The organism is Streptomyces sp. NPDC097981 (assembly GCF_040302565.1).
Classification (GTDB): Bacteria; Actinomycetota; Actinomycetes; order Streptomycetales; family Streptomycetaceae; genus Streptomyces.
On the sequence record NZ_JBEORW010000038.1, the window covers coordinates 25,103 to 43,872 of the forward strand.

At 72.5% G+C, this 18,770-nt stretch carries 17 protein-coding genes; 5 read left to right on the top strand and 12 right to left on the bottom strand.

Annotated elements, in window-relative coordinates:
* Positions 1 to 6 precede the first annotated feature (6 nt).
* From ABTY04_RS29895 to ABTY04_RS29935, 9 genes are all read right to left on the bottom strand, one after another.
* Positions 7 to 1,194, bottom strand: coding sequence for an NAD(P)/FAD-dependent oxidoreductase (locus tag ABTY04_RS29895; protein ID WP_352216530.1), 1,188 nt, complete (start codon positions 1,192 to 1,194; stop codon positions 7 to 9).
* A 249-nt stretch (positions 1,195 to 1,443) separates the two neighbouring features.
* Positions 1,444 to 2,625, bottom strand: coding sequence for a winged helix DNA-binding domain-containing protein (locus ABTY04_RS29900; RefSeq protein ID WP_352216531.1), 1,182 nt, complete (start codon positions 2,623 to 2,625; stop codon positions 1,444 to 1,446).
* Positions 2,626 to 2,801: 176 nt separating this feature from the next.
* Positions 2,802 to 3,764: an MsnO8 family LLM class oxidoreductase gene (locus tag ABTY04_RS29905; protein ID WP_352216532.1), complete on the bottom strand. Its 963-nt coding sequence runs from the start codon at positions 3,762 to 3,764 to the stop codon at positions 2,802 to 2,804.
* Positions 3,761 to 5,611: an ABC transporter ATP-binding protein gene (locus ABTY04_RS29910; protein ID WP_352216533.1), complete on the bottom strand. Its 1,851-nt coding sequence runs from the start codon at positions 5,609 to 5,611 to the stop codon at positions 3,761 to 3,763. Before ABTY04_RS29910 ends, ABTY04_RS29905 begins: the two co-directional genes overlap by 4 nt.
* Positions 5,608 to 8,853 (bottom strand): lantibiotic dehydratase, encoded by a 3,246-nt coding sequence (locus tag ABTY04_RS29915; protein ID WP_352216534.1) that lies wholly within the window; start codon positions 8,851 to 8,853, stop codon positions 5,608 to 5,610. Before ABTY04_RS29915 ends, ABTY04_RS29910 begins: the two co-directional genes overlap by 4 nt.
* 100 nt (positions 8,854 to 8,953) lie before the next feature.
* Positions 8,954 to 10,285 (bottom strand): lanthionine synthetase C family protein, encoded by a 1,332-nt coding sequence (locus ABTY04_RS29920; RefSeq protein WP_352216535.1) that lies wholly within the window; start codon positions 10,283 to 10,285, stop codon positions 8,954 to 8,956.
* A 164-nt stretch (positions 10,286 to 10,449) separates the two neighbouring features.
* Positions 10,450 to 10,602, bottom strand: coding sequence for an FDLD family class I lanthipeptide (locus ABTY04_RS29925; RefSeq protein WP_352216536.1), 153 nt, complete (start codon positions 10,600 to 10,602; stop codon positions 10,450 to 10,452).
* A 521-nt stretch (positions 10,603 to 11,123) separates the two neighbouring features.
* Positions 11,124 to 11,501 (bottom strand): hypothetical protein, encoded by a 378-nt coding sequence (locus ABTY04_RS29930; protein WP_352216537.1) that lies wholly within the window; start codon positions 11,499 to 11,501, stop codon positions 11,124 to 11,126.
* 229 nt (positions 11,502 to 11,730) lie between these two features.
* On the bottom strand, positions 11,731 to 12,153 hold the full coding sequence (locus tag ABTY04_RS29935) for a hypothetical protein (RefSeq protein WP_352216538.1): 423 nt from the start codon (positions 12,151 to 12,153) through the stop codon (positions 11,731 to 11,733).
* A gap of 331 nt (positions 12,154 to 12,484) precedes the next feature.
* Between ABTY04_RS29935 and ABTY04_RS29940 the strand changes: the two genes are divergently transcribed.
* The 3 genes from ABTY04_RS29940 to ABTY04_RS29950 all read left to right on the top strand — a co-directional run bounded on the left by ABTY04_RS29940 (position 12,485) and on the right by ABTY04_RS29950 (position 15,438).
* Positions 12,485 to 13,711 (top strand): PP2C family protein-serine/threonine phosphatase, encoded by a 1,227-nt coding sequence (locus ABTY04_RS29940; protein ID WP_352216539.1) that lies wholly within the window; start codon positions 12,485 to 12,487, stop codon positions 13,709 to 13,711.
* A 373-nt stretch (positions 13,712 to 14,084) separates the two neighbouring features.
* Positions 14,085 to 14,324, top strand: coding sequence for a hypothetical protein (locus ABTY04_RS29945; protein ID WP_352216540.1), 240 nt, complete (start codon positions 14,085 to 14,087; stop codon positions 14,322 to 14,324).
* Positions 14,325 to 14,538: 214 nt separating this feature from the next.
* Positions 14,539 to 15,438, top strand: coding sequence for an NAD-dependent protein deacetylase (locus ABTY04_RS29950; RefSeq protein WP_352216541.1), 900 nt, complete (start codon positions 14,539 to 14,541; stop codon positions 15,436 to 15,438).
* A gap of 243 nt (positions 15,439 to 15,681) precedes the next feature.
* Here the strand turns inward: ABTY04_RS29950 and ABTY04_RS29955 are convergent, their stop codons facing one another.
* From ABTY04_RS29955 to ABTY04_RS29965, 3 genes are all read right to left on the bottom strand, one after another.
* Entirely contained in the window at positions 15,682 to 16,881 is a 1,200-nt protein-coding gene (locus tag ABTY04_RS29955; protein ID WP_352216542.1) for an MFS transporter, read from the bottom strand.
* 155 nt (positions 16,882 to 17,036) lie between these two features.
* On the bottom strand, positions 17,037 to 17,708 hold the full coding sequence (locus tag ABTY04_RS29960; RefSeq protein WP_352216543.1) for a nucleotidyl transferase AbiEii/AbiGii toxin family protein: 672 nt from the start codon (positions 17,706 to 17,708) through the stop codon (positions 17,037 to 17,039).
* The gene (locus ABTY04_RS29965; RefSeq protein ID WP_352216544.1) at positions 17,705 to 18,079 is read right to left on the bottom strand and encodes a hypothetical protein; all 375 of its coding nucleotides are present in this window, start codon (positions 18,077 to 18,079) and stop codon (positions 17,705 to 17,707) included. Before ABTY04_RS29965 ends, ABTY04_RS29960 begins: the two co-directional genes overlap by 4 nt.
* A 123-nt stretch (positions 18,080 to 18,202) precedes the next feature.
* Here ABTY04_RS29965 and ABTY04_RS29970 point away from each other — a divergent pair, with 123 nt between their 5' ends.
* Both ABTY04_RS29970 and ABTY04_RS29975 read left to right on the top strand, forming a co-directional pair.
* On the top strand, positions 18,203 to 18,454 hold the full coding sequence (locus tag ABTY04_RS29970; protein WP_352216545.1) for a DUF8825 domain-containing protein: 252 nt from the start codon (positions 18,203 to 18,205) through the stop codon (positions 18,452 to 18,454).
* A complete protein-coding gene (locus ABTY04_RS29975; RefSeq protein ID WP_352216546.1) occupies positions 18,451 to 18,750 on the top strand; it encodes a hypothetical protein in 300 nt (99 codons plus the stop codon). The genes ABTY04_RS29970 and ABTY04_RS29975 overlap by 4 nt, the downstream gene beginning before the upstream one ends.
* Positions 18,751 to 18,770: the final 20 nt, after the last annotated feature.

Sequence of the window (18,770 nt, forward strand, 5' to 3'; positions counted from 1 at the left end):
AACAGCCTAGGCGGCCCTCACACCGGCCTGGTCGGGCGCGGTGGCAAGGCGGCGCTTTCGCTTCGGCATGCCGAAGGTCGGGTGGTCGATGCCCCACCCTGCCCCCTTGAGCACGCCCGACTTGAGCCGGGCGGCGGTCCGGCCGCCCAGGTACCAGGACTTCGACCGGACGTCCCCGTCCACCATCTGGAAGATCGCGTCCCGCCGCCCGAGGCTGATGTGGTTGCCGTAGTACTTCAGCCCGGTGGCCGGGACCTCGTTGCCTGTCAGGCGCGCGATGATCGCGGCGGTCGCCTGCATGTTGGTGAAGCCGGCCGTGGCGCAGGACATCGGCAGCGGCCGGCCGTTCTCGCCGATCGCGTAGGCGCAGTCACCGGCGGCGTAGACGTCCGGGTGCGAGACCGACCGCATGGTCCGGTCGACGACGATCTGGCCGGTCTCGGCGACCTCCAGGCCGCCGGCGGCCGCGATGGGGTGCACCGCGAACCCGGCCGACCACACGGTCACGTCGGCCGGGATGGACGTACCGTCGGCGGCGATCGCCCGTGTCTGCTCGACGGCTTCGATGCGGGTGTGCTCGTGGACGGTGATGCCGAGCCGGTCGAAGGCCTGGCGCAGGTGACGGCGGGCTTTCGGGGAGAGCCAGGCGCCCGGCTCGCCGCGGGCGGCGAGTGCGACCGAGAGGTCGGGCCGGGACTCGGCGAACTCGGTGGCGGTCTCGATCCCGGTCAGCCCCTCACCGACGACCAGCACGGCGGCGCCCTCGCGCAGGCCGGCCAGGTGCTCGCGCAGACGCAGCGCCGAGGACCGGCCGGCCACATCGAAGGCGTACTCGGCCACGCCAGGGACGCCTTGGTGGGCGACGGAGCTGCCGAGCGCGTAGAGAAGGGTGTCGTACTCGAGTTCGCCGTCGCTGTCTTCGCCGGTCACGGCGACGGTCCTGCGCTCGGGGTCGACGCCGGTGACGCGCGCCAGGCGCAGCCGCACCCCGGTGCCGGCGAACACGTCGGCGAGCTTGCGGACCGCGAAGTCCTGGCCGGTCGCGAGCTGGTGGAGGCGCATCCGCTCGACGAAGTCGGGCACGGCGTTGACGACGGTGATCTCGATGTCGGCGGGCGAAAGCCGGCGGGCCAGGTTTCCGGCGGCGAAGGCCCCGGCGTATCCGGCGCCGAGGACGACGATGCGGTGCTTCATGGCGTTGCTCCTGTCTCGTTCAGGTGCCCCTTGAACGGGACGGCGCCCCGATTGCTGACAGGAGCCAGGTGTGACCCGGGTCACCCAACCGGGACGAGCGGCCGAAAGATCGGCACCCTGTTCGCCGAGCGGCCCTCCATGCTCACCACGGTGGCCAGGATGACGGCTCGCGCTCCCCGCCGTCCGCTTCCCCGCGTATCTGCCCGCAGCACCGACGTGCCTTCGGCGCCGGTCCGCCCCGAGTCGAAGTCAGCAGCCGTCGGACAGGCGGCGTTCGAGGGGAGTGCGCATGCTGGGCCGGATGCGGATCCCGCCGAGGAAGGAGGCCAGGCGGGCCGCCTCGGCGGCGATCGCTTCCCGGGCCTCACGGGTGCGGCCCGCGGGCGCCTGCAGCCGGGTCGCGATCTCGCCGTCCGGACGCTGGGCCCAGCCGCCGACGATACGGCCGTCCCACCAGATGGTGGGGCCGATATTGCCGAAGGCATCGAAGAGTTCGGGAACGAGGGCGGGGTCGAGGTACCAGTCACGGTGCCGCCAGCCCATGGCTGTGGGGTCGAGGGAGGGCAGCAGGGCAGCCGCGGGTTCGGTCCCGGAGGGCAGATCGAGCTGGTCGGGCAGGGCGTGGCCGGGCCCGTGGGAGAGGTCGGCCTCGACAGCTCCGGTACGGGCCAGGGCCCGGCGGGTGTCGGTGAGGGTCCAGCCCGTCCACCACTTGACGTCCTCGGTGGTCGAGGGGCCGAAGGACTGCAGGTAGCGGGTGGCGAGTTCGGCGCGGGCGTCGTCGGCCGGGAGGTCGGGGTGGGGCTCGGCCGGCGCCCAGCGGAACTGCGAGGACGCCCAGGTGCCCAGCGGGCGGCCGCGCCGGATCCGGCCTTGCGCAGCCATCACCCCGAGCACCCGGCTGGTGATGCGGGGTGTCGCCTGGTACGGCTTGCCGGGCGAGAGGGTGATCTGCGTGCGCAGGGCGGGCACGGCGCCCGAGAGCTCGGCGGCGGTGGCTTCGCCGAAGCCGGCCAGAGCTCCGAGCACGGCCCGCTCGGCGGCGGCCAGCCAGTCCTCGCCGTGGCCGTGCTGCTCCCCCAGCACTTTCAGGAGGTTCTTTCGCTCCCGGGCCGCGACGGTCCTCGTGGTCGACGCGTCGACCACGGGCGCGAGGTCGCGGGGCACCACGAACATGGTGCGGCGCATGCACAGCATCCGCACCAGGCTCCGCTCCTCGTACAGGGCCCGCTCCAGCCGCGCCGGCGCCGGATCGGTCATGCGGGCGGCCACCGCCAGGTAGACGGTGGCCGGGTCCGTGGCGTGCAGGGCGAGGAGGGCATCGGTGACCTGCTCGGGCGTTGCCGCCCGCGCTGCGGGGGCCAGGAGGTGGGCGGTGGCGAGGCGGGCGCGCCGCTGCGCGTCGGTGATCCTCGGTCGGGAAATGGTCATGGGGGGGCGGCGGCGGTCGAAAGCGCCGAGGCCGTCCTTTCCGTCGAAGGGGGGTGTGGGACGCCTGACGGCCGGAGGGCCGTCAGGCACGCCGAAGCACCTCCGCCCCTGCTCCGGGGCCCGGGTGCGCCGACAACCACAGAGTGCACCCTCTTGCGGACACATACCGTCCGCATCTAGACGGGCAGCGCCGTGGCGGCCGGGTCCATGGCGCGGACCAGCTCGAAGGTCCGCACCCGCAGGTCGAAGTCGGGGCAGGCGGTGGTGACCGCGAGTTCGTCAGGAGAGTAGGCGGCGATCAGTGCGGCGAGCTTCTCGCCCACCTCCGTGGGGGTTCCGGCGAGCACGGACATGCCGTCCGTGTCCGCGCCCGGCGAGGTGGCGGTGGACTCCAGGGCGTGGAGCTCGTCCCAGGACGGAAGGGTGCGGCGGCTCGTCGGGGCGGCGGCCAGCGTGAGGAGGGAGCGCAGGAGCCGGACGTCCTTCGGGTCGTCCGCGCAGGCCACCCGGACAGCGACGCTGACGCGTGGGGCCGCCCCGAGCGGGCCGGGGCGGAAGTTTTCCCGGTACAGCTCGACGATGTCCGGCCGCACGGTGCCGTGGGCGAACTGCGCGAGGCAGAACGGCAGCCCGTGGCGGGCGGCGAGCTGCGCGCCGCCGGGGCCGGCGCCGGTCAGCCACAGCTGGGGCGGAGAGGACGCGGGCAGCAGGTCGGTCCCGGCGGAGACATGGGCCAGGAGGCGCTCGACCTTCTCCGGATAGGGCGCCTCGTCGGGGCCCGCGAGCTGCTTGACGACGGACTCGACCCCGCCGGGGCCGCGGCCGATGCCGAGGTCGATCCGCCCGGGGAAGAGCCGTTCCAGCAGGTTGAAGGTGGTCGCCACCTTCAGGGGCGCGTAGTGGGGCAGCAGGACCGAAGCGGTGCCCACGCGGATGGTGCCGGTCGCTGCCGCGGCAGCGGTGACCAGCACCTCGGGCGAGCCGCAGCCGCTGGTCGCACCGTGGTGCTCGGCGACCCAGAACCGGTCGTACCCCAGGTGCTCGGCCGCCGCGGCCAGCCTGACCGACTCCCGGGCGGCCCCGGCCGGGCCGGTGGCGCCGTAGACCAGGACCTGGTCGAACGCGGTGAGTTTCATCATCGGGCTCCCGTCCCGGCTCCCGCCGAGGGTTCGTGGCCGGCGGTCTGTGCCTCGTACATGCGCGCGTACAGACCGCCGAGACTCATCAGCTCCTGGTGGTCGCCGTCCTCGACGAGCCGGCCGCGGTCGAAGACCAGCACCCGGTCCGCGCGCAGCACGGATGAGAAGCGGTGGGCGATCAGCAGCGAGATCCGGCCGGAGGCAGCGGTGGTCAGGGTGTCGAGCAGCTCGGCCTCGGTGATGGTGTCGAGCGCCGCGGTCGGCTCGTCCATGACCCGCACGCTGGCCGAGCGCACCGTGCTCCGGGCGATGGCCAGTCGCTGCCACTGGCCGCCGGAGAACTCCACGCCGCCCGTGAACAGCTTCCCGGCCTGTGTGTCGTAGCCCTGGGGGAGGGAGGCGATGTGCTCGTGCATTCCCACTTCGCGGGCCGCGGCCTCGACCCGCGCGGCCCCCTGGTCGGCCTCGTGCACCAGGCCGAGCGAGATGTTCTCCCCGACCGAAAGCTGGTACTCGACGTAGTTCTGGAAGACGTACGAGACCCGGTCGCGCAGGCTGTCCAGCCGGAAGCCGGCGAGCGGGACGCCGTCGACGGCGATCGAGCCCCCGGTCGGCTCGTAGAGACGGCCGAGAAGCTTGCCGAGGGTGGACTTCCCCGCGCCGTTCAGGCCGACGACCGCCGTCACCTGGCCCGGTTTGAGGGTGAACGAGACGTTCTCCAGGGCGTGCCGCCCGCTGCCGGGGTAGCTGAACGACACGTCGCGGAACTCGATGCCCTCACTGATCTTCTGCGGGAAGGTCAGCTCGCCCTGCGGGAGCGGAGTGTGTTCGACGGCGAGGAACTCGTTCACGTTGCCGAGGTAGAGCTGGTTGACGTACATCCCGGACACCGCGCCGTAGAGGATCTGCGCGCTGCTCTGCAGCATGCCGATCGCCTGGATCACCGCCAGCAGCCCCGCCACGTGCCGGGCGTCGGTGCCGCCCAGGATCGCCGTGGCCTGTGCGGAGATGGTCAGTGCCGCGGTCAGGATCACCATCGGGATGGAGAGGCGGAGGTTCCGGTCGGCCAGCCGCAGATCCGCGCCGACGATCCCCGCCAGCAGCCGGCGGTGGTTGGTGAGGACCACCGGGGCCAGGCGGAAGGCCAGCACCTCCTTCATCGAGTTCGGCTGCGAGGCCAGGTGCTGCCAGTAGTTGAGCCGGCGCCGTTGCTCGGAGCGCCCGTGCTCCAGCGCGTGGGCGCGCTTGCCCTGCAGGATCTGCGCGGCCACCGTCGGGACCGGGGCGAGCATGGCCAGCAGCGCCACCCGGAAGTCCAGGGTCCACAAGATCACCCCGACCGAGCCGAAGGCGACCACCTGGGTGGCCGTCTGCACCACCTGGGAGAGCATCATGCCGGGACGGAAACCCACCTCCCGGACGGCCCGTTGCAGCGAGTCCTGGATCTTCGGGTCCTCCACCTGGGAGAGCGTGAATCGGCTCGCCCGGCTGATGATCTCGTCGGAGAGATGGGCCGACAGCCTGCTCTGACAGCGCTGCATGGCCCGGCCCTGCAACAGCGTCAGCAGCTGCGAACCGAGGCCCAGCAGGGCCAGCAGGACCAGGTAGAACAGCACGTTCCGGAGCTGCGGGTGCGAGCTGTTCGCCGCGTGCAGCAGAGCCGTCGCGAAGCCCGCGGTGAGGGTGACCTGGCCGGCCGGCAGGATGCCGACGAGCAGCGAGACGAGGACCGCCTGGGCGGTTCCGGCACGGTCACTGCGCCAGGACTGGCGCAGCACGAGCAGGCCCGGTCGCGGCGCGGCCGCCAGCCGCCGGAGCCGGGGGTGGAGGTGGGGGTGGAGGCTCACCGGGACCGCCCCGCCGCCGGGGCGTGCCCGGTCGCGGCGACCCGGTCGAGCAGCCGCCGCCACATGCCGTACGCGGCGTCCTCCTGCTCACGCCGCAGGCCCATCCGGTTGCTGTGCATGTGGAACAGGCTGCGCAGGACGTCCTTTCGGTCCGACCAGAGTGCGCAGGTCCGTTCGAGCTCGGCGGCCCGGGCCGCGTACGCGGTGCCCCGGGGCCGCCAGAGGGCGTCCACCTGCCGGAGCACCGCGGCCTCGCCGCCGGGCGCCGTGTGTCCCTGCCACAGCCGGCGTGCGACGGCCCGGTACTCCGCACCGCCGGCCTGCGGTCCGGCCATCTTCCGTGCCAGTTCGTGCCGTTCGGCGACGTCGGGCACCAGCACCCGGCCGACGGCTTCGAGGCTGAGCACGGTGAGCCCGGCCCGGTCCAGCGGGACCTCGCCCGCCGGTGCGGGGGCGGCGAGGTGCTGCAGCAGGGCCAGGGTCGCGGCGCTGTCCTGGCAGAACAGCTCCTCGGCGGCGTCGATCAGGTCGGGTCCGCCGTAGCGTTCGATCTCGCGCCGGTACGTCTCGAAGGAGACGTCGATGATCCGGCCTTCGACGACCAGGCCGTGGGCCCACGTCGCCACCTCGCCCAGCAGCTCGGCGGCGCGGGCCGGATCGGTGGCCCGGAAGCGCAAGCGCAGATGCGGGGCGGGATCGCCGTACCGGAGGTAGAACGGGTGCCCCGCCAGGCCGCGATCGGCCAGCGAGCGCGCCAGCGGCGTCACCTCCTCCACCAGGAGGGCGTCCTGCGCGTCGTGCTCCACGTACAGCTTGGCGTAGACCCACGGCCCCCCGACCGGCCGCAGCCGGTCGGCGTCGGTGACCCGCCGCCGGGCGACGGCCGTCTCCCGGGGCGCCGGTGCCTGTTGCCGGCGCAGCACGGGCACCACGACCTCCGCGGCGAAGGGGGCTCCGGCCTCGTCCCGGAGGAAGCCGTCCTCGGGACCCGGCAGCGCTTCCTCGATCCGCAGCACGAAGTCCGTGTCCCGGGCGGCGGCCAGCCGCAGCTCCTCCAGTGAGGGGGCGCTCTCCAGGTCGAGCAGGATGGTGTTGTCGCCCTGGGTGAGGACGGCGAGGCGCGGTACGTTCCACTGCTCGCGCCAGGCTGCGACGGCCGTGGTGAAGGCTGCCGACGAGCCCGTACAGCCGGCCGGCAGTCCGGAGGCGCTCAGCAGCCAGCGCGCGCGCTTCAGCACCAGGTCGCGCCGGGTGACCCGGGGAAGGAACGGCATGCCGGCCGACAGGGAGCCCCAGTCGAACGGCGAGACGTCGCGGAAGGCCGCCGAGGAGACGTCGAGCAGGAAGCGGCCGACGTTCGGCGCCATCAGCGGATTGAGCATGGTGTGCTGGGTGACGTGCAGGTCGCACCCGAGGACCGGGCTGTGCAGGTAGAGCCGTCCTTCGCGCACGCCCACGACCACGTCTTCGAGCGCGATCACCTGGTGGGCGGGCAGCCCCGGCGCCACGTTGAGCGGCAGCTCCAGCGCGCGTACCGCCGGACGGACCGCGACGTTCGTGGCCCGGGCCTTCTCCGGCAGGTAGGTGAGCTCCACCACCGCCACTCCGGGCAGCAGCGCGGCCTCCGCCTCGGCCAGCTCCGCCAGCCCCCGGCGCCCCTCCGTGCCCAGCAGATCGTGGAACCGGGCGAACGTCCGGCCGCCGTACGCCACCGCCGTGACCACCCCGCGCCACCCGGCCCTCGGAGAGGTCGGCGGCGCCACCTGCAGGTGTACGTCGATGGCGGGCCTCAGCGGCCGGTCGTCGTAACTGCGCAGCTCGGCCGTCCACCGCTCGTCGAGGACCACCTCCAGACTGCCGCGGCTGATCGCATCGGCGGCGAGCCGGTGCAGGACCGCGTCCCGGTCCTCCCTGCTCCGGTCGTGCGTGGTGGTCGGCTGCAACTCGAAGGAACGGGGCGGATTCCGGAAACCGGCCGGCGCGCCCAGCCCCGTCTCCTCGGAGAGCACCTCCAGGACCGGGACCTCGGCCTGTGCGCCGTAGCGCTCGGTGAACGCCGTCGCGTAGTCGCGCAGCCGCAACGGGTACCGGCAGACGTCGCCCACGGTGGTCAGGATCTCGGCGGCGTCCTCCGCCAGCGTCTGGACCTCGGCCGGAAGGACGGGCCGGGCGGGGACGTTCAGCCGGGCGTCGATCCGCAGCAGGGGCCCGGCGTAGTCCTTGCTCACCTGCCGCGCCGCAGGGGCCATCTCCTCCTGGAGCGCCTCCAGGGCGGCCACGTCGCCGACGGTGTTGAACGCGGCCACCGCGGCCTCGACGGACGCCAGCGCGGCCACCGCGTCGCGGTCGCAGGCGGTTTCCAACCGGGCCGACAGCGATGGCTGTTCCGAGCCCTCCAGCAGGACCGGCCGGTGCGCGGTGATCAGGAAGGCCAGCTCGACCAACTGGTCCAGGAGCGCGGTGACCTTCTCCGGGGGGACTGCCGGATACCGCTGCGTCAGCTCGTCGTACAGCTCGCCGAAGGCCTTCGGCGTACGGGCCGACTCCAGCACGAGCCGGACCGCCGGGGACCAGCGGATCGAGGCCGAGCGTCGTGATCCCTCGCCGTAGGCGTCGGCGGTGGACAGCCAGGCCCGGCCCCGGCTCCGGTGGATCAGGTCGTTGGTGCGCAGCTCCAGTTCGGGACGGACCCGCGGGGCGTCGGTGACCGACTTGAACAGGTGCAGCACCCAGCCCATGTCCGGCCTGGCCACGGCGTTGACGATCGCCGGCACGCCGAGCCGGGTACCGGTGGGGGCGCCGGGCCGGGTGGGCGAGGCGGCCGGGGCCGGTCCCGGGAACGCGCCGACCGCCACGCCCGCCACCGTGGCCAGCGGGGTCGGCCGCATGCTCATCCGGTTCAGGTACCGGCCGAGGCTCATCATCGCGCGTCGCCGGTCCCGGGCCGAGAGGGTGTCGATGCCCTCCACGGCGCGGGCCAGGTCCGGGGCCGCCAGAGAGATCGCCGAGCGGACCCCGGGCTTCGCCCACAGGTCCAGCAGACCGCGCAGATAGCGGGCCTCCCACCCGGCCGGGTCGGTGTCGGCCGGGTCGGCGCCGGCCGGCTCCGCCCCGGCTGCCAGCAGGTTCGTGATCTCGGGGGTCGGCAGGCCCGGCGCGCGGAGCAGGAAGAAGTCCCGTGCGGCGTAGGTGCGGTCTCTCCCGGGGTTGCGGTCGCTGATCTCGGCGTTCCGACGGGTCACGCTCAGTCCTTAGCTGTGCTGGTGCAGCGCTGTCACGGGGTGCGGCGGTTCTGTGTCCGTCGCCGGGCGGTCGCGGTCTCGGTCTCGGTCTCGGTCTCGGTCAGGCGGGGGTGAGGAAGAAAACCTCGTCCCACCCCGTCGCCTGCGGTGCGAGAGCCCCGCAGAGCGCGAGCAGCACACCGGCGGCGCCGTTGAGGAACCCCGGGTCGTCGACGAAGTCGCCACGCAGGGGCTCGTCCGCCACCACGTAGGGAAGGGCCTCGTCCGCCAGCGACAGGACGGTCGACAGCGAGTCCTCGGCCATGGCCCGGAAGGAGGCCGAACCCGTGACCGCGTGGGCCCTCTGATAGACCGCCAGCAGTCCGGCGTTGCCGTGGCAAAGACTGGGCGAGAAGATGTTCCGCTCGGCCGGCGCCCAGTCCGCCACCCGCTGGAGGGCCCCGACCGCGGTCGCCTCAAGAGCGGTGTCGCCGAGCACCTTGGAGGCGCTCAGCAGGGCGATGCCGATTCCCGGAGCGCCGTAACACCAGGCAGCACGCGCGGCGTGCCCGCCGACCGGGGCGACGGGCAGTCCGGTTCCCTCCTCGGCCCGCAGGAGGTTCGGCCAGGCGGCGCCGGGCACATCGTCCCTGAGCCGGTTCCGGACCAGCCAGGCCGTGGCCTGTTCCAGGCGTTCGGCCGGGCCCGGACCGCCGATCCCGGCGGCGGCCGCGGCGCACAGGGCCGAGACGATGCCCGGCAGGCCGTGGGCGAAGCCCAGGTTGTACATCCCGTGCGGTGCCTGCTCCTCGTACCCCGGATAGTCCGGGAAGTAGTCCGAGGAGGTGAACCAGCCGGGCCGCTGCCGGGCATCCGGCTCGGTCACCCGCAGGAGGTACTCCGTCAGCCGCTCGGCCGCGGTGCGGATCGGTTCGCCGGGCGAGGACTCCAGGGCCGTGCAGAGCCGGGCGGCTGCGGCCAGCTGACCGGCCGCGCCTGAGATGACGTCGAAGACGGCGACGGGCAGGCCCGCCCCGGGCTCCAGACGGGGCGTGGCCACGATCTGTTCGCCGAGCCGGTCGGCGATCCGGCGCAGGGACGGCAGGTAGCGGCGGTCGTACGCCGCGAAGTCGAGCAGGACGGAGGCGAAACCCGCGGTGCCGGCGTAGAGACCGGCTCCGGACAGCGGCTCTTCGGCGGTGGCCTGTGCGCAGCGGCGGAGCAGGGCATGCGCCGCGTCGATGAGTTTCGGCTCGTCCAGTGTCCTGTCGGCGTGCAGCAGCGCCAGCGCGATCCCCGGGTAGCCGTCGGCCAGGCTCGACCCGTGCGCCGCGGCCCCGGGGCCCGCGGTCTTGTGCGGCGTCTCCACGGCCGCATCCGCGAACGCCGCCAGCCGGTCGGCCATGGCGCGGGCCACCTCGGCGGTCCTCGTATCGAATTCCAGCACCGCCACCGCGGACTCCCCCCGATTCACAACGATTTCTCGGCATCGCTCTGCGAACGGCGCGCCGAGGCCGGCCGCCGGCCGTTTCCCGGGAAGCCCTGGACCTCCCGGAAGGCTCCCGGCGCCGGACGGCACCGGGAGCTCCTCCGTACGGGCACATGCCCGTCAGGTGATCAGCAGACCGTCGGGTAGCCGACCGTGATCGGACAACCGCAGGAAGCGTTGTTGCAGGACCAGCAGGTGCTGCCGATGCTTGCGAAGCCCTGCGTGGTGTCCTGGACCGGGGCAACGGCCACGCGGACATCGAGATCGAAGTCCTTCTCCATGTTTACCTCCACTGTGAATTTCATGAATTCCCGCCCCCGGTCGGGCTCGACTGAATTCCGCACCTGGGAGCGGCTGTAGAAGATTTTTAGCACGCAGCCCTAAAGCGATGGCCGGTTTAAGCACCTCGTTCCAGCCATCGGGCATGCGACGCGAGCGGCAAGATCACGGAAAGGCGCTGATCAACTCGTAGTGGAATGGGGCAATCCGGCCATCAGAATGGCTGGCTTCTTATCATTCGGCTGCCGAACGACGTCGCGAGGTGTCCATCTTCCGGCGAAAACGGGCCAGTTGAGTGTTTTGGTCGGCTTGTGGTGATCACCGAGAATGGGCTGGCCTGATCAATACGCCGTGGACCACACCTCCGGCAGTAATCAAGCCAGAATCAAGCATTGATCCACCACACATGCGGAGCATTTTCCGCAGCTAATTCCCCGGGCCGCGAATCCGCGTTGTCACAGGGAATTGGCAGGGGCGCCGGGCCGCGCGGTACCGCACCCGGGGCAGCGGCGCGGCCGCGGCGTCAGCCCCGTACGGCGACCGCCGCCTCAAGGAAGGTCCAGCCGTCGACCTTCACTTCCCGCCTCTCCCCCGGTTCCCAGCCGCGGGCCACCGCCGTGTCGAGCAGGAACCGTACGGTGCCCGGTTCGTGCAGGTTGAGGGCGCCGACACCAACGGCCCCCACCTCCCCCGACCCCGTGGTGAAACCCGCGACGTACCGACCGGGACCCTCATCGAAGACGAAGCGCAGCAGGCCGCCGGTGCCCGACGGGTAAGAGCACAGCGTGAGGGTCTTGCGGCAGCCGCCGTTTCCCAGCACGCAGTGGCCGTGGCGAACCGTCCACATGTAGGTACGCCCGTCGGCGACGAGCCGGCGGGCCTTCCGTGAAGAGCGGGGCATACTGCCGAGCGTACGCGGCCGGGTACGACGGAGGCCCGGTACGCGGCGCAGCCGCTCGCCGTCGTCCCGGGCGACGCGACGGGGGGCGCCCTCTCGCTCCCGCCGACGAGGAACGCACGCGCACTCGCCCGCCGACTACGGGAAGTCCCACGCGCTGTGCGTCCTCGTGCTCGGGGCCGGGCCGGCTCGGCACAGCCGGCACCGCCCCTTGGTCAGAGCGTGCGCGGGATCAGGACCTGGTCTCGTCGCTGCAGTACCAGTCGCCGTAGCGGCTGCCGCCGCTGTAGCGGGCCTCGCACACGCGCACCGGGACGTTTTCGGCGATGTCGTAGTTGCACTGGCGGATCTCGGTGCCGTTGTCGCCGATGCTGGTGGTGTCGTAACAACCGGTGCGCAGGTCCACCCACGTGTAGCCGTCACAGCCGACATTGGCGCAGACCCTCTGCTGGATCTTGCCGTGCACCGAGTATCCGTCGGCGATGTGGTCGGTGATGTAGAGCCAGTCACCGTCCGGGTAGAACGTCGACGTGCCCCAGCTCTTGCTGACACTCACGTTGAGCCCGCTCGCGGTGGCGGAGCCTTCCATCCCCCCGACCATGATCACGCTCGCCGCCAGGGCAAGACCGACCTGCGCCAGTCGCTTCATCTTCATAAAAGGTTTCCCTTCCAGTCAGTGTGCGATCAATGCGAGAACACAGTACTCGTGACTGCAAGTCAATTTCTTTGCTGCAGAGCCAAGTTGATGCTCACCAGCACCCCCAGGAGCCCCGGGGCGCCGTCCCGTTCCGGGTCGGGAGCCCTGCCGGTGCGCACGGCCGGAACTTCGGCGGCAGGTCGGCTGCGGGGCCCTGGCCGCGCGCCGAACGGGGTGCTTTTCAGCGAAGCCGATGCCGCTGCCAGTGAGCCTCACCGCGGCTGCCCGCACCATTACCGATGCTCCTGTCGTGGAAATCAGGGACGGTACCGAGCACTAGGCAGGCAGCATGGCGGAGGCGGGGATCAACTACGCGGCAGTGTTCCAGGCGCTGCCCGGCATGGTCGCGCTCCTGACTCCCGACCTCAAGTACGCGGACGTGAACGAGGACTTCGCGCGCCTTTCGGGGCGCACGCGCGAGCAGCTGGTGGGCCTCTACCTGTTCGACGTGTTTCCCGACAACCCGAACGATGCCTCCGCGACCGGCGCGCGGAACCTGGCGGCGTCACTCAAGAGGGTGCTCGCCACCGGCGAACGGGACACCATGGCACTGCAACGCTACGACGTGGAGTCCGTGGAACGGCCCGGCGAGTGGGAGGAGCGGTACTGGAGCCCGGTCAATGCCCCCGTCGTCGGCCCGGACGGCCGGGTGGTGCTGCTGGTCCATCGCGTGGAGGAGGTCACAGCGCTGATCAGGGCCCGCGGGGGACCCGAAGGCAGCCACACCCGCGTGCTGGAGGCCGAGCTCTACACCCGCGCCCGGGAACTGCAGGAAGTCAACGAGCGGCTGCGGATGGCCCACGCCCGCGAACGCGAGGTGGCCCTCGCCCTCCAGGAAGCGATGCTCCCCACTCCCGGACCGGTGGGGCATCACCGTGCCGCCGTGCGCTACCGACCGGCCGTCGGCTCCCTCAACGTCTGCGGCGACTGGTACGACCTCGTCGACCTGCCCGGCGACCGCATCGGCGTCGCCGTCGGCGACGTCGTCGGTCACGGCCTGCACGCCGCCGGCGTCATGGGCCTGCTCCGCAGCGCCCTCAGCGCCGCCTCCCGTGTCGCCGACGGCCCCGCCCGAGCCCTGGAAGTCCTCGGCCTGTACGCCCGCTCCGTCGAAGGCGCCGAGAACACCACCGCCGTCGAAACCTGCATCGACTGGGACACCCACACCATCGCCTACAGCAGCGCCGGCCACCCCCCGCCCGCCCTCCTGCGCACCGACGGCACCGTCGAATTCCTCGACCAGGCCACCGATCCCCCGCTCGGCGCCCGCCCCGACCACGTCCCCCGCCCCCAGGCCACCATCGCTTTCACCGAGGGCGACACCCTCGTCCTCTACACCGACGGCCTGATCGAGCGCCGCCGCGAGGACATCGACACCGGCCTCGCCCGCCTCGCCGACTCCCTCACCCGACACCGTGCGGCCGTCCCCGAACGCCTTGCCGACGCCGTCCTGCTGGAGCTCCTCCCGACCGGAGGCGCGACCGACGACACCGCCCTCGTCATCGTCCGGCTCTGACAGGCCGCTTCGACCAGCGCCCCGGGCCGTTGCTCGCGCCGGAGCCGGCACCGCGGCCGGCGCGGACGGTCTTGGCCTCCCCGTAGCCGATGCACCTGGCCGGTGGAAGGTGCGTCGTGAAGGGCAGCGAGCGCAAGTGCACCTCCTGGGCCCCGGTCCACGCCTGATCCGCTGAAAGGCCGGGCCCGCCTGGTTCCGTCCGGGGGACCAGGCGGAGCCAGGGGTGTGGTTCCACTGCGCCGACGGCCGGTCACAGGCGGCTACGGCCGGCACCGGGCACGGCGTCCGGTGGTGCGATCAAGGCGGAACGGAGGTGCGGTGGAACAGCCCCCGCAGGCCGTCGCGAGGCCTGCGGCCTCCCGGATCGCAGGACATGCCGCGGTATCCGGAGACGACCGCGTACGTCGGATTCAACGGCGGCGAGTCGGTGTGGAACAGTGCCGGGACGTGGCACCGGAACGGCCAGGTCTGGGGCCGGTGCGTCACCGTGTACAACAACACCGCGTACCGGGGCCGGAGTCGGACCATCCGCCCGGACCAGGGCATCGCCCGGATCCCCGCGTCGTTCGGGAACATCCACTCCAACCGGTTCCACGCATGCCGGCTGTCCTGAGTCCGGTGACCCGGAAGAGGTGTTCGCCGTTGTCGGTGCCACCGATGGCGAAGAGGCGGTCCGGTGCCGGGCCGCGTGGCCGGGGTCGGGGCCGGGGTCGGGGAAGCCGAGCGAGCCGCTCTTCGGACACGCCCCCCCTTCACTGATCGAATGATGACGACGATGGTGATCAGACGACCCTGGTGCCGGCAGGCCCGTTCCGTACCCTGGCGGCATGCGCATGCGCCCCACTCTGAACTGGACCCCCACCGAGGACCTGCCGCCGGGCACCAAGGATCTGGAGCCGGTGGCCGATGCGCTGAGCACCGGCGGTGTGCTGGTGCTCAGCGGGGCGGGCATCTCCACGGAGTCGGGCATCCCCGACTACCGGGGCGAGGGCGGGAGCCTGCTCCGGCACACCCCGATGACCTACCAGGACTTCACCTCCGGCGCCCAGGCGCGGCAGCGGTACTGGGCGCGCAGCCACCTCGGCTGGCGCACCTTCGGCCGCGCCCGGCCCAACGCCGGGCACCGGGCCGTGGCCGCGTTCGGGCGCCACGGCCTGGTCTCGGCTGTGATCACCCAGAACGTCGACGGCCTGCATCAGGCTGCCGGCAGCGAGGGCGTCGTGGAACTCCACGGAAGCCTGGACCGGGTCGTCTGCCTCTCCTGCGGAGCCTTCAGCCCGCGCCGCGAACTGGCTCGGCGGCTGGAGGAGGCCAATGAAGGCTTCGAGCCGGTGGCCGCCGGACTCAACCCGGACGGTGACGCCGACCTCACCCGGGAACAGGTCGGGGACTTCCGCGTGGTGCCCTGCTCGATCTGCGGCGGCATCCTCAAACCCGACGTGGTGTTCTTCGGCGAAGCCGTTCCGCCGCGCCGGGTCGAGCACTGTCGCGAGCTGGTCCGTGAGGCGGCCTCGCTGCTGGTCCTGGGCTCCTCGCTGACGGTGATGTCAGGGCTCCGGTTCGTCCGCCAGGCAGCCCAGGCCGGGAAGCCGGTGCTGATCGTCAACCGGGACGCGACCCGGGGCGACCGGCACGCCGTCACCCGGGTCGAGCTCCCCCTCGGGACGGCCCTCACCACAGTGGCCGACCGGCTGGACATCCCGGTCGACGGCCGGACGGCGGCCTGAACGAGGAAGCCACGGTTCACGGGCGCCCGGATCGGCCGACGGCGTGGTGACCGTCCGCGTCGGGGGCCGGGTGGTCGAGGACTGGTGGTGGGCGGCCCGGACTTCTCGCCGGACGTGTTCCTGATGAGCGCCGATCACCTGCCCGCCCGCACCCGCGCCGTATGAGAGCGGCCGCACCGCGACAGGTCCTGCCCCCGTACCGGCCGTCACCGGTGGGGGCCGGACCGGCAGCGGGTACGTCGTTCACGACTGCACCTCCCTGTCGCGGGCCCGGCCACGGGCGATGAGGCACGCCGGTACGGCCACGGCGGCGCCGATGTACAGCAGTGCCTGGTAGTCCAGGGCGTGCACGATCTGTCCGCCGACGGCGCCGGCCAGGGACAGGCCGACGAACAGTGCGCTGTTGTTCCAGGACAGCACGGCGGTCGCCCGTTCGGGGAACATGTCGACCAGGTGGCGCTGCTGGGCGGGGAAGAAGGCGTACGCGGCCAGCGCGAACAGGCCCAGCGCGCAGGCCAGCGCCCACGTGACCGGGTACACGAGCGCCACGACGGCCTCCAGGACGGCCGTCAGCGCCAGTACCGACCTGGTCACCCGCACCGCGCCGGCCCGGTCCGCGAAACGGCCGCCGACCTGCCCGCCGACGACGGCCCCGATGCCGTAGACCACCAGAAGCCATGTCACGGCGGTGGCCCTGCCGTCGGAGTGCAGCGCGATGGCCAGGAAGGTGTACAGGCTGTACACCGAGAAGGCCCACAGGGTCGTCACGGCGACGGCGGACACCGCGACGCCCGTACCGGGACGTCCGGCCCGCTGCGGCGCCCCCGGCGGGGAGGCGGCTGCCGGGACCGGCCGGGCACGCCAGACCAACGCATGGGGGAACGCCAGCAGGAACGTGCCTGCGGCCAGGATGACGAAGACGGCCTGCCAGCCCACGTACCGCCCCAGCAGCAACCCCGCGGGGGCGCCCACCCACAGGGCGGTCAGCAGGCCCGATCCCACCACGGCCAGCACCTGCGCCCTAGCCTGGGGCCGCGCACGGGTGCTGACGAGCGCGTACACGGTGGGACCGGTCGCGGCGGCCGCGATACCGGCCACCACGCGGGACACCAGCAACAGGGCGAAACCCGGCGCCAGTGCGGTGCCGGCGTTGGCCACCGAGAACAGCACCAGGGCCCCGACCAGGACCCCGGCGCGGTCCCAGCGGTCGGAGATCCAGCCGGCGAAGGGCGAAGCCACCACGTACGCGATCGAGAAGGCCGTGATCAGCAGGCCGGTGTCGGTCGCGGAGACGTCGAACGACGTGGCGATGTCGGGGAGCAGCGGCGCCACCACGAAGAGGTCGGTGCCCACCAGGAACTGCGTCAGCCAGGCCAGCGCGACCCGCCCGGCGGACAGGCCGGGCACGGTGTCGCCCGCCGACTCCACGCGCGCCGAGTGCATGGTCCGACGCTAGGGCCTGCGCCGAGGGGCGGCCGTCAGACCCGCCCTGACGTGCGGGGTGCCTGCCCGAGAGGTCACCCGGGCGGCCATGCCCGCGAAGCGATCCGGGTCAACGCACCACCACGGTGCATGGCGAGCGGCCGCCGGGCCCGCCGTCAGACGGGGTCGTCGCCGGTGTCGCAGGCGAGGCGCTGCTCGATGTCGGTCGCCCAGCGCTGGGCCCACTCACGGAGGCCGGTGACGGCCGTGGGGTCGAGGCCGTACGCGAGGAAGTCCTCGTCGTCGTACCAGTCGGCGCCGGCGAGGCGGTCGCGGAGGTCGTCGAGGCGGAACTCGTCGCGGCCGTGCCGGCGGCCGAGGTGTTCGAGCTCGGCGGTGGTGCGCCGGTGCGAGGCCGCGTGTACGTCGATGAGGTCGCGGGGCGCGCCGCGGTCGGCCAGGGCGCGGACCTTGGTGCCGATGACGTCGTCGAGGGCGAGGACCGGGCCGTACTCGGTGTGGGCCGGGGTGCTCCAGAGGTTCTCTTTGAGGATGTCGACTTCGCATTCGGAGCCGTCCGCCGGGTCGGTGACCATCAGGCGGGCGGACAGCGGGTCGACGGCGATGACGGCGACCTGCCAGCCGCGTTCGGCCAGCTCGTGGACCAGGTCGGCGGTGATGTCGGCCATCGGGGCCGGGTTCTCGGTGGCGACGTCGAGGTCCTGGCTGAGGCGGTCTACGAGGCCGTGGGCCTGCACGGCGTACCCGCCGGTGATGACGAGCGGGTACGGGGTGCCGATGGCTATCACGTCGGCCAGGAGCCGGCGGTGGAGGGCGCTGAGGTTCACGCCGCGGACGTCGTCCGCGTCCGGGCCGCCGTGAGCTGCGGGAAACGTGCTTCCCAGACCTGCCGGACGTGCCGGCTGACCAGGGTGCGCAGGGCCGGCCACTGCTCGGTCAGCAGGTCGCGGTCGAGGAGTGCGGTGAGGTCGTCGCGCTGGCCCTCGGCCAGGACGGTCCGGTACAGGCTCATCCGCTGGCGGGGCCGGTCCAGGTCGTACCTGCGCAGACCGGACCAGGCGACGTGCAGGGGCAGCTCCACCACTCCGCGGGTCGGGCCGGCCAGGTCGTCGAGGGAGGCGGGCAGGCGGTTGGTGTACCGCTCGCGCAGGACCTCGCCGACGGGTGCCGGTGGGAGCGGGGACGAGAGCTGAGCCATGCGGCCAGTATCCCGTGCCACGGCCCTCACTGGTACAGCGGGCGCGATATCGGGCTCCACCCGTCCCGTCTTTGGCCTGAGCTCCACTCGCACCAAAAATCGAACACATGCTTGAATTAATGCATGCAGTGCACCACCTCCTTCCCCGACGACCTGATCGGGCTCCAGGCGGACTGGCTCCGTACCTACCGGGAACTGGCCGGACGCCCCGCAACAGGCGGCACGACCATGCTCCGCCGCCGGCTGATCGCGCTCTCGTGCGCGATCTCCGTCCATCCGTACTGGTCGCGCCCCGGCCGTGCGGCGGGCGGTCCCGTCGAGCTCCGCCGCAGGGCGCGGGCCCGCGCGGCGCGGGACTGGGCGAGGGCGGCATGACGAGCGCCTGCCCCGGCGGCGACCGGGGACACGACGCGGCAGCGTTCCCGGACGACGCCGACGACGACACCCCGATACCGGCTCTCCGCCTCGTCGTCCATCCCCCCGACCACCGGGGCTGGCGCCGGGTGCGGTGCGACGGGCAGAGCCTGGGCACTGCGTACCGGCTCAGCGACATCACCGTCTTCCTCGCCGCCACGGGCATGGAGAACGCCGAGGACTTCGACCTCACGGACCCGGCCCTCGTCGACTGGCGCGGCGGCGGGCCGGACTGCTGGGTGCCCGTGCAGCCATAGGGAGGGCAGGTGGGCGGGTG

Bases quoted from the DNA above. Each gene is read 5' to 3' on its own strand.
- ABTY04_RS29895 (WP_352216530.1), bottom strand. From the start codon at position 1,194: ATGAAGCACCGCATCGTCGTCCTCGGCGCCGGATACGCCGGGGCCTTC.
- ABTY04_RS29900 (WP_352216531.1), bottom strand. From the start codon at position 2,625: ATGACCATTTCCCGACCGAGGATCACCGACGCGCAGCGGCGCGCCCGC.
- ABTY04_RS29905 (WP_352216532.1), bottom strand. From the start codon at position 3,764: ATGATGAAACTCACCGCGTTCGACCAGGTCCTGGTCTACGGCGCCACC.
- ABTY04_RS29925 (WP_352216536.1), bottom strand. From the start codon at position 10,602: ATGGAGAAGGACTTCGATCTCGATGTCCGCGTGGCCGTTGCCCCGGTC.
- ABTY04_RS29930 (WP_352216537.1), bottom strand. From the start codon at position 11,501: ATGCCCCGCTCTTCACGGAAGGCCCGCCGGCTCGTCGCCGACGGGCGT.
- ABTY04_RS29935 (WP_352216538.1), bottom strand. From the start codon at position 12,153: ATGAAGATGAAGCGACTGGCGCAGGTCGGTCTTGCCCTGGCGGCGAGC.
- ABTY04_RS29940 (WP_352216539.1), top strand. From the start codon at position 12,485: ATGGCGGAGGCGGGGATCAACTACGCGGCAGTGTTCCAGGCGCTGCCC.
- ABTY04_RS29945 (WP_352216540.1), top strand. From the start codon at position 14,085: ATGCCGCGGTATCCGGAGACGACCGCGTACGTCGGATTCAACGGCGGC.
- ABTY04_RS29950 (WP_352216541.1), top strand. From the start codon at position 14,539: ATGCGCATGCGCCCCACTCTGAACTGGACCCCCACCGAGGACCTGCCG.
- ABTY04_RS29955 (WP_352216542.1), bottom strand. From the start codon at position 16,881: ATGCACTCGGCGCGCGTGGAGTCGGCGGGCGACACCGTGCCCGGCCTG.
- ABTY04_RS29965 (WP_352216544.1), bottom strand. From the start codon at position 18,079: ATGGCTCAGCTCTCGTCCCCGCTCCCACCGGCACCCGTCGGCGAGGTC.
- ABTY04_RS29970 (WP_352216545.1), top strand. From the start codon at position 18,203: ATGCAGTGCACCACCTCCTTCCCCGACGACCTGATCGGGCTCCAGGCG.
- ABTY04_RS29975 (WP_352216546.1), top strand. From the start codon at position 18,451: ATGACGAGCGCCTGCCCCGGCGGCGACCGGGGACACGACGCGGCAGCG.